Origin of the sequence: Halomonas sp., assembly GCF_052095695.1 — a bacterium.
Classification (GTDB): Bacteria; Pseudomonadota; Gammaproteobacteria; order Pseudomonadales; family Halomonadaceae; genus Vreelandella.
The window spans coordinates 1,380-14,896 of the sequence record NZ_JBQDLQ010000082.1; the positions used below are offsets into that span (position 1 = coordinate 1,380).

At 51.6% G+C, this 13,517-nt stretch carries 11 protein-coding genes; 9 read left to right on the forward strand and 2 right to left on the reverse strand.

Annotation, left to right across the window (positions count from 1 at the left end; genetic code table 11):
- Positions 1-247, forward strand: a 247-nt coding sequence (locus ACTH5D_RS14200) for an ATP synthase delta/epsilon chain alpha-helix domain-containing protein (RefSeq protein WP_441672350.1), incomplete at its 5' end; no start/stop codon positions are given.
- 160 nt (positions 248-407) lie between these two features.
- Positions 408-1,790 (forward strand): magnesium transporter, encoded by a 1,383-nt coding sequence (mgtE, locus tag ACTH5D_RS14205; RefSeq protein ID WP_441672352.1) that lies wholly within the window; start codon positions 408-410, stop codon positions 1,788-1,790.
- On the opposite strand, the gene ACTH5D_RS14210 is transcribed toward mgtE, so the two are convergent.
- Positions 1,787-2,386 (reverse strand): phosphatase PAP2 family protein, encoded by a 600-nt coding sequence (locus tag ACTH5D_RS14210; protein WP_441672354.1) that lies wholly within the window; start codon positions 2,384-2,386, stop codon positions 1,787-1,789. The two genes, mgtE and ACTH5D_RS14210, sit on opposite strands and share 4 nt — an antisense overlap.
- Before the next feature lie 71 nt (positions 2,387-2,457).
- Complete coding sequence (locus ACTH5D_RS14215; protein WP_441672356.1) at positions 2,458-3,651, reverse strand: cation diffusion facilitator family transporter; 1,194 nt, start codon at positions 3,649-3,651, stop codon at positions 2,458-2,460.
- Between the two features lie 217 nt (positions 3,652-3,868).
- Here ACTH5D_RS14215 and ACTH5D_RS14220 point away from each other — a divergent pair, with 217 nt between their 5' ends.
- The 7 genes from ACTH5D_RS14220 to ACTH5D_RS14250 form a co-directional block, all read left to right on the forward strand.
- Positions 3,869-4,669 carry an undecaprenyl-diphosphate phosphatase gene (locus tag ACTH5D_RS14220; RefSeq protein ID WP_441672358.1) on the forward strand — a complete coding sequence of 267 codons (801 nt, stop codon included), beginning with the start codon at positions 3,869-3,871 and terminating at the stop codon, positions 4,667-4,669.
- A 104-nt stretch (positions 4,670-4,773) separates the two neighbouring features.
- The gene (locus tag ACTH5D_RS14225) at positions 4,774-5,868 is read left to right on the forward strand and encodes an FAD:protein FMN transferase (protein WP_441672370.1); all 1,095 of its coding nucleotides are present in this window, start codon (positions 4,774-4,776) and stop codon (positions 5,866-5,868) included.
- 1 nt (position 5,869) lies between these two features.
- Positions 5,870-7,246 (forward strand): bifunctional UDP-N-acetylglucosamine diphosphorylase/glucosamine-1-phosphate N-acetyltransferase GlmU, encoded by a 1,377-nt coding sequence (gene glmU / locus ACTH5D_RS14230; RefSeq protein WP_441672360.1) that lies wholly within the window; start codon positions 5,870-5,872, stop codon positions 7,244-7,246.
- A gap of 116 nt (positions 7,247-7,362) precedes the next feature.
- On the forward strand, positions 7,363-9,204 hold the full coding sequence (gene glmS, locus ACTH5D_RS14235; protein WP_441672362.1) for a glutamine--fructose-6-phosphate transaminase (isomerizing): 1,842 nt from the start codon (positions 7,363-7,365) through the stop codon (positions 9,202-9,204).
- A gap of 141 nt (positions 9,205-9,345) precedes the next feature.
- A complete protein-coding gene (locus tag ACTH5D_RS14240) occupies positions 9,346-10,167 on the forward strand; it encodes a TnsA endonuclease N-terminal domain-containing protein (RefSeq protein WP_441672364.1) in 822 nt (273 codons plus the stop codon).
- The gene (locus ACTH5D_RS14245) at positions 10,151-12,223 is read left to right on the forward strand and encodes an integrase catalytic domain-containing protein (RefSeq protein WP_441672366.1); all 2,073 of its coding nucleotides are present in this window, start codon (positions 10,151-10,153) and stop codon (positions 12,221-12,223) included. Before ACTH5D_RS14240 ends, ACTH5D_RS14245 begins: the two co-directional genes overlap by 17 nt.
- Positions 12,220-13,517: ATP-binding protein (locus ACTH5D_RS14250; RefSeq protein ID WP_441672368.1), on the forward strand; the 1,298-nt coding region annotated here is incomplete at its 3' end. The genes ACTH5D_RS14245 and ACTH5D_RS14250, both read left to right, overlap by 4 nt.

Below are 13,517 nucleotides of genomic sequence, written 5' to 3' on the forward strand. Positions count from 1 at the left end.
GAACTTCTTTGTCTCGGGTGGCTTCATGGAAGTCCAGCCGGATGTGGTGACGATTCTGGCCGATGCGGCTTCCCGTGCCAGCGACCTCAATGAGGCCGCTGCCGAAGAAGCGCGTCAGCAGGCATTGAAAGCCTTTAATGAGAAGTCGACGGAGCTGGATTATACTCGAGCTGCCGCCGAACTTGCCGAAGCCACTGCTCAGCTGCGCACCATCCAGCAGCTACGCAAAAAGGCGGGTAAAGGCTAACAACCGCGCGCTTGTCGTGTGAAAACGTCTCTTAAACCTGCTGGTCAGGGTTTAAGGGGCGTTTTTTTTGGCTGTCAGTACGACGAATTAGTACGATCGATTAATATGGTGGACTAGATCGGTAGCACGATGCTTGTCAGCGTGAAGGGGAGAACGAACTATGGCACTGAATGAAGAAAGCCTGCAGGCATTAAAAGCCGAACTACTCAATGAGCTAGCCAAAGAAGCGCCTAGCAAATCTATATTGGCGTTGCGGTTGGCTGAAATCCGCTCAGCGGATATTGGTGAAGTTCTCGAAGAGATGATTGAAGACGATGAAGAGCTGACGGCGGCGCTCTCTTTATTGGATATTCTTTCTGCCGAGCGGGCTGCTAACGTACTGGGCTATTTGCCCGGCGAAAGCCAGCTCGAGGTGGTCGGAGAACTGGACGATAGTCAGGCACTCAAACTACTTGAAGAGATGGGCTCGGATGAGCGAGCCGATTTGTTTAATTTGCTGGATGATGACCGACGCGAAGCACTTTTGCGCAGTATGGCGCATCAAGAGCGTGAGGACCTAAAACGGCTCTCAAGCTACGAAGAGGGCACCGCTGGCGCCATTATGACCTCTGACTATGTGGCCATAGCCAGTGGCATGACGGTGTCTCAAGCGATGATGCGGGTACGTCAAACAGCCCCAGATGCAGAAACGGTTTATCAACTCTATATACTGGATAGTGAAGGGCATCTAATGGGTACGATGTCGCTTCGCCAATTAATGGTGGCACGTCCTGGTGCTTTAGTGGATGACATCATGATCAAAGATGTCATTAGCACGCGGGTTGATGAAGAGCAGGAAGAAGTCGCCCGTATTGTTGCGCGTTACGACCTCTTGGCGCTGCCAGTGATTGATTCAGATGAGCGCATGGTCGGGATTGTAACCCACGATGACGCCATGGACGTGGCCGAGTCTGAGGCCACCGAGGATTTCCATAAAGGGATGTCGATCGGCCAGTTAGAAGATGGTGTTAGCCGTGTACCGCTTTGGAGTCTCTATCGTAAGCGGGTAACGTGGTTGGTACTGCTGGTGTTTGCCAACCTGTTTTCCGGCGCGGGCATTGCCTATTTTGAAGATATTATCGCTACGCAGGTGGCGCTGGTCTTCTTCTTACCTCTGCTGATTGGTAGTGGCGGTAATGCGGGGGCTCAGGCAGCCACGCTGATGGTGCGTGGTATGGCAACGGGTGATGTTGGTGTAAAAGATTGGAGCAAGATGCTTGGGCGAGAGTTGCTCGTCGCTGGCGCATTAGGACTGACCATGGCAATCGCGGTCGCTCCCATTGGTATTTTCCGAGGCGGCGAAGCCGTTGCCATGGTGGTGGCGCTTAGCATGGTGACTATTGTGCTGTTTGGCAGCCTGATCGGCATGTGCCTACCCTTCGTGCTTGAGCGCTTTAAGGTCGATCCCGCCACCGCGTCTGCGCCGCTGGTGACGACCTTAATTGATGCCACCGGCGTGTTGATCTACTTCACGATTGCAACGGCTATTCTCTCTGCCGCTTAACGCCTCACCCAGCCGCGGCTGATGAGTGGTGCAAATAGCCGATGATAAAAGCGCTTGGCAACGTGTTCGTACACAGGTAACACTAACCAAGCGCGATTGAATCCTACCAGTATTGCGGTTAATACTGACAGCAGTACAGCGCCCGCCATGTCCTGAGGGAAGTGAACGCCCATAAATATTCTTGCCCAGGCAACAGGGATGGCCAGCAATAGTAAGCAGCCACCGATACGTCGGGAGTGGCTGTGTAGCATTAAGCTAATACCTATCGTGGTTAGAATGGTCAGGTGATTGCTAGGAAAAGCGGGGGTTGCAGAATGCTCTATCAGCGACTCGCCGATGGGAATCATAAAGGGGCGGGGCATCGGCCATAGCGTACCGATAAGTCTACTGGCTGCAAGGGCTAGCAACGTTGCGATGAGTGCTTCTAACAGTGATCGCTTGAGCGGTTCGTTGCCACGCAGCCAGCCGACAATGAAAAGCGCGGGTACTAGCCACATCAAATCTACAGCGCAGGTATATGCCAGCGTTATTAACCAAGCAGGTGAATCAGGGGAAGCGTTGACCAGTTTGAACAGGGCGATATTTAGCGAATTCATGACATCCAAGCAGTTGTCAGCATTAGTGATCGTTTAAGTGGCTGTATGGTTGTTGCTGTATGGTAAAAAGACTAGCGCATTGAGCTACTGGCAGCGCGAGTAATGAACATCACCTCAACATGCCCTAACCATTCAATGTCACTAGCCAGTGATTTTAACTGGCTAGCGAGGCATTGGGGGGGCTGGTTAACTGCATCATCAATAATTAGCGATACCGACACTTTATCGTCTAGGTAATGCAGCTGCAGTTCGTTGAGGGTCCTCCATACCGGGTGTTTGTACCAGCGCTTATTAAGCGCGTCCTCTACTTCCGGGCGCAGCGGTAGCCCAGGTAGGCGGCTTGGGTCACCGGCACCTGCATCATCTTCAGGATCAACGTGGAAAATCACGTCGGTAAGCGCTGGGAATTCATGGCGCAGGCGGCGGCTGACTTCGTTGCCAATTTCATGGGCTTCCGAAACGGTAATTTTAGGGCCTACCACGACATGTAGGTCAACCATTACCCAACCTGCTGATTGGCGGGTTCGCAAATCATGCACGCTATCTACCCCAGGGATGCTGCAGGCTACGTCATGCATTTGATTTTGCACATCCAGCGGTAGCGCCGTATCGACAAGTTCGCGTGCGGATTCCCACAATAAGTCCAAACCCACTTTGCCGACCAATAAACCAACAATGATGGCAGCCACGGCATCTAGCCAGCCCAAGCCGAACTGGGCACCAATCAATGCGACTAATACGACGGCGGTGGATAAGGCATCGCTACGAGAATGCCAGGCGTTGGCTTCTAATAATCTAGACTTAACGCGTTTGGCAACGCGCATGGTGTAGCGAAAAATCCACTCTTTACTAAACAGCGCGATGATCGTAATGACAATGGCCAGCAGCCCCGGAGCGTTGACCTCAGCACCGCTAAACAAGCGGGCCAGGCTCGACCAAGCAATACCGCCTGCCACGAAAATCAACACGCTGCCCAGTAGTAACGTCGTCAGTGTTTCGATCCGGCCATGACCATAATGGTGATCTTTATCGGGCTCTTGACGACCATAATGAATAGCCGCCAGCACGAATCCATCAGTGACTAAATCAGACAGCGAATGAATACCGTCAGCGATCAGTGCCGCGGAACCCACCATAAAGCCGACCGTCACTTTGACGATGCTCAACAGCGCATCCAGCCACGCACCAATATAGGTGACGCGCTTAGCTTCTTGGCTTTGTTGCTTGTGGTCTTGAACCACTGGTGTGTCGGTGGTCTGAGTCATGGGTACCTTGCAAGGACGCAGGCTTTCAATAAGTGGCTATTGTAGCGTACTCCTCATGATCCTCTATAGCATCTACTGCTTCCAAGCGATGAAGTGGCGTTATTGAGCGTCTGAGCTAGTGAATATCAGTAAAGGCAATGGCGGACAAAGAATTAGTGTATGTGTATCCTTAGGCGACATTGCAACCCATCAAATTGATTTAAACACAGGATTATTTATGGATTGGCTCCAGGTGGTGGTGTTAGCGGTTGTTCAGGGTATTTCCGAATTTTTACCCGTTTCAAGTTCTGCTCACCTGATTTTGGTGCCTGTGCTGACAGAATGGCAAGATCAAGGTCTAGCCTTCGATGTTGCTCTGCACTTAGGCAGCCTCTCCGCGGTCATTATCTATTTCCGACAGGAAATTGGACAAATGATCACCAGCAGCCTGGCTGCCCTCCGCGGTAAAGGTATCAATGAAGACGCGCGACTGGCCTTTTGGGTGACGATAGCAACGATCCCCGTGGGACTTGTAGGTTTACTGCTCCACGATGCTATTTCTGGTTATATGCGCTCTACGTTAATTATTGGCATCAGTTTAATTAGTTTCGGTCTATTGTTGGGTTATGCCGATTGGCGCAAGCGCGGAACGCGAAGCGAATATCAGCTGCGCTTAAAGGATGTATTGATTATTGGTGGCGCTCAGGCACTGGCATTGATTCCGGGCACCTCGCGCTCGGGCATTACTATTACGGCAGCGCTGATGGTGGGAATGAGCCGAGAAGGCGCTGCGCGGTTTTCTTTTTTACTCTCGATCCCCGTGATTGTGCTGGCCGGTGGCTTAGAAGCCGTTGGACTATTTAAATCACCGCAGTCGATTGATTGGGTGGCGATGTTGGCGGGCACTCTGATATCAGGGCTAAGCGCTTATCTGTGTATTCACTATTTCTTAGTCGTTATTAACAAATTGGGGATGCAGCCGTTTGTGGTTTATCGGGTACTGTTCGGCGCTTGGCTGCTGTGGTTCTTTCATTTTTAAGAACGTCTCTTTTAAGGCTTTATAGCTAGGGCAAAGCAACGATGAAAAGTTCTGATGAGAAAAAGTGTGTTGAACGCACGATCAGGTGGGGACGCGGGCTGATAGTGTTAGGTGCATTGCTGAGTGCCCTGTTGGTATTGTCAGGCTGCTCAGAAAATGACCGGCCGCTGGAGCCGCCCGTACGCTATGAAGGGAACATTTTTGGTACCTTTTATCAGGTGACTATTATGGATCCCCTCACGCAAGGCCAGTCGCGAGAGTTAGAAGAAGGATTTTTGGCAGAGTTAGAAAGCGTGGATCACGCGATGTCGACCTATCGAGATGATTCAGAGCTAATCGCTTTCAACCAGGCGCCGTTGGACGAATGGCAGCCGCTCTCTAATGAGCTGATTGAAGTGTTGGCCATTAGCCAATCAGTGGCCGCGGCAAGCCAGGGCGCATTTGATATTACCGTGGGCGATCTGGTGAATTTATGGAGTTTTGGACCCGGCGCACGACCTGAGCAAGTGCCTACCGATGAAGCATTAGCCGAACAGCTCGCCCAGGTGGGCTTTGATGCCATCGAGATCGATACCCAGAATATGCAGGCGCGACGTACCCGCGATGTGTTTGTCGATCTTTCAGGCGTTGCCAAAGGCCATGCGACCGATCGAGTGGCCGCCTATCTAGATCAGCAGGATATCACCCATTATTTGGTGAACTTAGGCGGGGATCTTATTGCTCGCGGCCTGCGTGATGAAGAAGAGCAAACACCGTGGCGCATTGGCATTGAAGTGCCTGAAGATGGTGAGCAGCAGGCTCAGCATATTCTTCCGTTAGAAAGCATCTCCGTGGCGACGTCCGGCGACTATCGCAACTACTTTGACGTTGACGGTGAGCGTTTTTCCCACACCATTGATCCACGCACAGGGCGCCCGGTGACTCACCAGCTTGCCTCTGTGTCTGTTTTTCATCCTTCTAACGCTTGGGCAGATGCCTGGGCGACCGCGCTATTGGTGGTGGGTGAAGAAGACGCCATGCAGATGGCGCTCGATAACAACCTTAGGATATTAACGCTTATTCATGATGGTGATGCGTGGCGCAGCGTCGGCAGCCCTGAGTTTGTTAATTATTTTGGCAAAACGTTGATAGATGAGCAGGGCATTGAGCCGTTACCGGCGCCGGTAACCACCACCGTTCCCCCCGTAGCAGGTGAATAACATGCAAGAACTGGATATTGTCATTCTCGCAGCGGGTAAAGGTACACGCATGCAGTCACATACCCCTAAAGTACTGCATACGTTGGCCGGTAAACCGATGGTGCAGCACGTGCTGGATTCAGCCTTTGCGCTAAATCCTGACCGCATTCATGTGGTCATTGGCTATGGTGCCGACAAACTGCGCGAAGCGTTGGCAGAAAGCGGCGTGGACTTTGCCGTTCAGGCCGAGCAGAAGGGCACTGGTCACGCTGTCGCCCAAGCGCTTGAGCAGCTAGGCAACGGCAACGTATTGATTCTCTATGGTGACGTGCCGCTGTTGCAGCATGAATCATTGAGCGAGCTGTTAGCCCACGTGGATGAGCAGCACATGGGGCTGCTAACGGTGACGCTGGATGATCCCAACGGCTATGGGCGAATTATGCGTAATGCTGCAGGCGATGCAGTGGCCATTCTTGAGCAAAAAGATGCCCTCAGCGCTCAGCTCGCGATTAACGAATGCAATACCGGCATCATGGCGATGACTAGCGCTCAGTTAAAGCGCTGGTTGCCGCAGCTTTCGGCGGAAAACGCGCAGGGTGAGTACTATCTTACCGATGTCATTGCGATGGCGGCGGATGAAGGTATTAAGGTGTGTACTGCCCAACCGGCCACCGCTGTCGAAGTCGAAGGCGTCAATAATCGGGCGCAAATGGCTCGGTTGGAGCGCGCCTACCAACAGCAGTTGGCTGATCAATTAATGGAACAAGGCGTTGCGCTTGCTGACCCCGCACGTCTAGATATACGCGGGAGTTTGATCTGCGGACACGATGTGTTTATCGATGTGGGCTGCTTGTTTGAAGGTGAAGTAGAGTTAGGTGAAGGCGTGCGTATTGGCCCTTACTGTGTAATTAAAAATAGCACTATTGGTGCAGAAAGCGTCGTCGATACTCACAGCGTTATAGAAGGCGCCGTGGCGGCAGGCTTTAATCAGATAGGCCCGTTCGCACGCTTACGTCCCGGTACGCGGCTGGCGGTGAAAGCCAAAGTAGGCAATTTTGTTGAAACCAAAAATGCCGATGTGGGTGAAGGTAGTAAGATTAATCACTTAAGCTACGTAGGCGATGCACGTTTAGGGCGCGATGTTAATGTGGGGGCCGGTACGATTACCTGTAACTACGACGGTACGAACAAACATCACACAGACATTGGTGATAACGTTTTTGTTGGTTCTAACAGCTCATTGGTGGCACCGGTCACGGTAGGCAAAGGGGCCACCATCGGGGCAGGTTCAACCATTGCAAAAGACGTCACCGAGTATGCGTTGGCGGTAACGCGGAGCCGTCAGATAGAAAAAAATGAATGGCAACGCCCCAGCAAGGTGATAAAGCCACGATTATAAAGTTTAATTTATAACGTTAACGTTTTAGAAAACGGTGCTAACAATCATTAAAAGACCTGATTTACCGTTTTGCTTGTTGATTAATTAGCATGGGTGAATAGCTCAGGAGATTGATTATGTGTGGCATTGTAGCCGCCGTTGCCCAGCGCAACGTTCAAGAAATTCTGTTAGAAGGGCTAAAACGCCTGGAGTATCGCGGCTACGATTCGGCCGGAATGACGGTATTTAATGATGGCGCGTTGACTCGCCACAGAGCGCTCGGAAAAGTCGCGGCTCTTGCTGCGCGTTTGGATACCGCCGCACTGCCGGGCTTTTCAGGTATTGCGCATACTCGCTGGGCAACCCACGGTAAACCCTCTGAAGCGAATGCGCATCCGCATCACAGCAACTCCCTGGTGCATGACAACCAGGTAGCGGTAGTGCACAACGGTATTATTGAAAACTATGAACATATCAAAGATAGCCTACAGTGCAGCGGCTATACGTTCAGTTCAGAAACTGATACCGAAGTGATTGCTCACTTACTTTCTGAAAAGCTAGACGATGGGCTATCTCTATTTGACGCTACCCAGCAGATTGTGAACGGACTAGGCGGTGCTTACGCACTCGGCGTGATGTGCGCAGCAGAGCCAGGCGTGGTTGTTGGCGCTCGCCAGGGCAGTCCGCTGGTCATTGGCGTAGGCATTGATGAAGCTTTCTTAGCCTCTGACCCGTTAGCGCTATTACCAGTAACTGATCGCTTTATTTATCTTGAAGAGGGTGATTTGGTTGAGCTGCGTTCGCAGGGCAGCATCCGCATTGTTGATCGCCATGGTAACGACGTTGAACGCCCGATTCATACTTTTAAACACGGCGATAGCGCTGCTAGCAAAGGCGAATACCGTCACTACATGTTGAAAGAAATTTTTGAGCAGCCAAAGGTTATCGAGGCGGCACTAGAAGGCCGGTTGAGCGATCAAAGCGTGTTAGTAGAGAGCTTTGGCCCCGATGCGCAGGCGCTTTTTAAACAGACGCGCCAAGTACATATCATTGCCTGCGGTACGAGCTATCACGCAGGCTTGGTAGCGCGTTACTGGCTTGAACGCTACGCCGGTGTACCGGTTCAGGTAGAAGTTGCTTCTGAGTATCGCTACCGTCACCCCGTAGTGCCTGACAATACCCTGTTTGTGACGCTTTCCCAGTCGGGTGAAACCGCCGATACACTAGCCGCCTTGCGCTTTGCCAAAACGCTTGGCTATGTTGGCACGTTGGCGATTTGTAACGTACCGGGAAGCTCGTTGGTGCGAGAGTCTGACCTTTCCTTGATGACTCGCGCAGGCGTTGAGATTGGCGTTGCTTCCACCAAGGCCTTTACCACTCAGCTAGTCGCGCTAATGCTGTTGACGCTGTCAGTGAGTAAAGCCAAGGGACAGGCTGAATATCCGGATATTATTGCCGCGTTGAAAACCTTGCCTGAGGTGTGTCAACAAGTCCTGACGTTGGACAGCAACATTGAAACGCTTGCCCAGGCGTTTGCGGAAAAGCAGCATGCGCTTTTCTTGGGGCGCGGCGCGCATTATCCGATCGCCTTGGAAGGCGCGCTGAAGCTCAAAGAAATTTCCTATATTCACGCAGAAGCGTATCCCGCGGGTGAGCTGAAACACGGCCCGCTGGCGCTGGTGGATAGTGAAATGCCGGTTATTTCGGTGGCGCCTAACGATGACCTGCTTGAAAAGCTTAAATCCAACCTTCAGGAAGTCCGTGCCCGCGGTGGTCAGCTGTTTGTATTTGCCGATGAGCGAGTGGGTATCGCTGTTCAGGAAGATATTAGTGTATTGACCTTGCCACACGTGCACGAAGCGCTGGCGCCGCTACTGTACACCCTGCCGTTACAGCTGCTGAGCTACCATGTGGCGGTGCTGAAAGGCACCGATGTTGACCAGCCGCGCAACCTGGCGAAAAGCGTTACGGTGGAATAAGAATGACGGCTGATGCCGTGTGTTCTGTGGGATGGTAATAAAGTTGGTAACAAGATAAAAGAGTTGGTAACTTTGTAATAAAGTTGGTAACTATCAGTCGATGTGGCAAAGTCAGGCTATTCTCCTCGGGAGTGATAGGGAATGGCCGACTACAAACTCGACAAGAAAACCCATAAGTGGATCAAAGAAGAACGCGGTAAAGGCAGCGGTAAGGATTACCATCCTTGGCTGACAGTCCGAGACCTATCCTCCAAGGGGCGCTCGCACCGGGTGATGGGTCATCTGACAGGACGAACTCATCATTTCTTCTCCGATACAGAGCTGGCTGCGTTCCTGTTACTTGAATGGAACCCGGATGTCACCGATATCCGTGAACAGTTTCCTCTCCGAATAAAAGAGACCCTCTCACTGGCTGAGCAAGCCAATATTCGCCATCCCGAAGCAGGCGGATACCACCAGATCATGTCCAGCGATTTTGTGGTTGACCTTTCCACGCCGTCCGGGCCACAGAGATTGGCGATCCAGGTGAAAGTCTCATCCGACCTCATGGATCCGCGCACAGTCGAAAAACTGGAAATTGAGCGTCGGTATTGGAAACTTAAAGGTATCCCTTGGTATCTGATAACTGAGAAGCAGATGCCTCACACCATAATGGAAAATCTGGATCTGCTTTACTCGGCACGAGTACAAAGCGAAAGCGTGGAAGTGTTGTTTCGAAGCTTGCCAGTCTACGTCGATGTGTTGGCACAAAACCCGAATACCAGGCTGCCGGAGCTGGGCATGCTGGTTGACCAGTCATACTCGCTTGAGCCGGGGACATCGCTCGCTCGGTTACGGGCGCTAGCGGCTTTAAAGGCGCTAACATTTGATATATCGATCCCATGGACCAAATTGGTATCACAAGATCTGCAGGTGGTTGAGGACATCGCGTTGCTGAGGGCGAGTTATGCTGCGAATCAATGACGTCTTCAGGTTTGGGAAGGAAAGGTACCGGATACTGGCACTGGCAGGACAGCATGCTATCTGGATAAATATTGACTCAGATAAAGCCTGGCCGGAGGTGGTTACAAGGGTTCAGATTGAGCAGTGGATATTTGATGAGACACTCCGCCGGACAGAGGATTCACATCAGGAACTCGCCTCGCTACCTGTGGAACACGGAAGTAAAGCCCAGATAATTCGAGATCAACGGTACGAATTAATTGCCCCTTTGCTCGCTGATGAGGAAGTTTTTTACCGCAGTGGCAGGGGGCAGTTGGTTCAGTCGCGTAGCGACGAAACCGGCAAGCCGAGGAAATCGCTTTATAAACACCTTCGGCAGTATTGGCAGCGTGGCGCGATGCCCAACGCGCTGTTGCCTGATTACCGCAAATCCGGTGGAAAAGGTCAGAAAAAAAGTTCCAGGAAGAAATTGGGTCGGCCTCGAAAAATCTCGCCGGGTACTGGGGTTACCGTCGACTCCCCCATCGAAAAGATGTTCCGCTTGGTGCTTGACCGGTACTACGTGAATGACAAGGGCTACTCATTGCCATACGCCCATCGACGATTCATCGATATGTTCGAGGCCGCCAACCCGACTGTACGGCCAGAAGATTATCCAACGTTGGATCAAATAAGATATTTTTACCACCGAGAGTACCAGAATGCGGACCGCATTCGCCTAAAGGCAAACAAAATCTCCTACCAAAAAGATGTCCGGCCGTTGATAGGGACCGCCACAGCAGGAGTTCTGGGACCCGGCTCAAGGTATGAAATTGATGCGACGATTGCGGATATTTACCTGTTATCCGCTGATCGGCAACGAGTCATTGGTCGTCCTACTCTGTACGTGGTAGTTGATGTTTTTAGCCGCATGGTGACGGGCTTTTATATAGGTTTGGAAAACCCATCCTATGTCACGGCCATGAGAGCTCTGGCTACGTCGATGTCAGACAAGTCCGAACTATGTGCCCGTTATGGTGTGGAGATTACTCCGGAGCAGTGGCCCACCGTTGGGGTGCCAGATGCGATCCTAGCCGATCGTGGGGAATTACTTGGGTACCAGATTGAATCCCTGGAGAACGCTTTCGGTGTCCGCATTGAAATCACGCCACCTTACCGAGGCGATGCAAAAGGGATTGTTGAGCGTTATTTCCGAACTCTTCAGGCGGAATTCAAACCCTTTGTGCCTGGCGTGGTGACAGCCACAAAAATCAGAAAGCAGGGCGGAAAAGACTACCGGCTGGATGCAACACTGACTCTGGATGATTTCACTCGCATCATGCTCGCCTCCATCCTTCACCGGAACCAATATGCGGTACTGTCGAAGTACGACCGTGACCCGGATATTCCAAATGATATGGCGTTAACCCCGCTCAATATCTGGAATTGGGGCATACAATACCGAACCGGTCGATTAAAGAATGTATCAGAAGAGGCCCTTCGGATTGCTTTATTGCCGCGTAACAAAGTCTACCTTTCTGATCTGGGCGTCAGCTGTTTTGGCGCTTACTACACATCGAAAGAGCTATTGGGATCCGGTTGGCTGCATCGTAATGGAGACCGCAGAATCACTGATCTGCAAGCAGCCTATGACCCGGCAGTGGCTGATCATATCTATCTGTTCCCCGAAAAGGGCAGTTCAGAATACTGGGTGTGCTCTCTGACGGATCGCTCTCGCCAGTACCGCGGCAAATCGATGTGGGAGTTATGGGTCAGTCAGGAAGAGCAGCGAAAAGCTATCAGCGCTGCGAAAGTAGCCGAGACAACAAGCAAGCGAGACCTAGAAAGCCTGGTCAGTAAAACTCTAAAAGACGCTGAGCGTTCCCGCCCAGCCCTACCCAAACAACCCAAAGCCGAAACAATCAGAGGGATACGCGATAATCGCCGGCAAGAGCGGGATGAGCAGAGAGCCGAACAAACGAAAGCACGGCAGCCTGCCAGTAGTAAACCAAAATCTGATGTAACCTACCTTCATGGAAAACCGGACGACGGTGCTTTCCCGGATTTCCTGGATGAGCTGTTTGGAGACGACGAATGACTCTACCCTCAGGCATGGTGAGTGCTGTTTACCGGGAGACGGGCGTTCCGAGCTACCAGGGAAATCCGTTCATCGAGGCGTTGCCTCCTATCCTTGAGCGCAAGCAGCTTAGAGACGGACTTGGCGGAACCATAGAACTCCGACCGGCTGACATCTATCTCGATGGCGAGACCAGAATACATATTATCTCTCATCTTCTGGATGGCTTCTTTCAGCCGTTAGCGCGACACGTAGAGTTGGAATCCAAGATCTCGATCATGCTGCGTCAGGGTTATGTTGGAAGAAACCTGGCCACCGGAGATCTCTCGACCCATATCCAGAATGGGTACGAGCGCATCATGCAGGGAAATTTGTCAGCATTCCGGTTTGACCATGTTGAATCGACAGCGAAAAGCCTGGCGTTTATCGGGTGTTCTGGTTCTGGAAAGACCAGTTCGCTTAACCGTATTCTGGCAACCTACCCGCAGTTGATACACCACCCAGTGCATAACTTCACACAAATCGTATTTTTGAAAATTGACTGCCCGCACGATGGTTCTCTCAAAAGCCTGTGCCACAATTTTTTCCGGGAAATTGATTCCGTTTTAGCCACAAATTACGTCAAGCGTTACGCTGAAAAGCGTCATGGCGTAGAAACACTGATTGCCGTGATGTCGCATTTGGCAAATACCCACGCCATCGGGCTGTTGGTGATTGATGAGATTCAACATTTGAGCCTTCGGGCATCGGGTGGTGCTGAAAAAATGCTGAATTTTTTCGTGACCTTGGTGAATGAGATCTCTATCCCGGTTGTAATGGTTGGCACACCAAAAGCCAGACCAATATTTGAAATGGACCTGCGCTCTGCACGCCGTGGCGCCGGGTTTGGCTCAATATTGTGGGAGCCTATGGAAAAGCCTGCACTTGGCGAGAATGTACTGCGTACCGAATGGGGCGCGTTCACGAACAAACTCTGGAAATACCAGTGGCTGACCAAGGCCAGTGAGGAGATCGCCGACGAATTAAGAGATCTGTGGTTTGATCTCTCTCAGGGCATCATGGACGTTGTGATCAAGTTGTTTGTGCTTTCACAAATACGTGCGGTGGTGACGGGTACGGAACGGATTACGGCCAACATTCTGAAAGCGGTCTATCAAGACGAGCTGAAACCAATTCATCCCATGATGGAAGCGCTGCGATCCGGCGAGCCCAGTAAAATTGCCCGCTATTCTGATCTCACGATTCCCGATATTGATATGAAAATCCTGGAACTCAGTAACTTGTTGGAATCCAGCAAGGGCCATATTCGAAAATC

Bases quoted from the DNA above. Each gene is read 5' to 3' on its own strand.
- mgtE (WP_441672352.1), top strand. From the start codon at position 408: ATGGCACTGAATGAAGAAAGCCTGCAGGCATTAAAAGCCGAACTACTC.
- ACTH5D_RS14240 (WP_441672364.1), top strand. From the start codon at position 9,346: ATGGCCGACTACAAACTCGACAAGAAAACCCATAAGTGGATCAAAGAA.
- ACTH5D_RS14210 (WP_441672354.1), bottom strand. From the start codon at position 2,386: ATGAATTCGCTAAATATCGCCCTGTTCAAACTGGTCAACGCTTCCCCT.
- ACTH5D_RS14220 (WP_441672358.1), top strand. From the start codon at position 3,869: ATGGATTGGCTCCAGGTGGTGGTGTTAGCGGTTGTTCAGGGTATTTCC.
- glmU (WP_441672360.1), top strand. From the start codon at position 5,870: ATGCAAGAACTGGATATTGTCATTCTCGCAGCGGGTAAAGGTACACGC.
- glmS (WP_441672362.1), top strand. From the start codon at position 7,363: ATGTGTGGCATTGTAGCCGCCGTTGCCCAGCGCAACGTTCAAGAAATT.
- ACTH5D_RS14245 (WP_441672366.1), top strand. From the start codon at position 10,151: ATGCTGCGAATCAATGACGTCTTCAGGTTTGGGAAGGAAAGGTACCGG.
- ACTH5D_RS14215 (WP_441672356.1), bottom strand. From the start codon at position 3,651: ATGACTCAGACCACCGACACACCAGTGGTTCAAGACCACAAGCAACAA.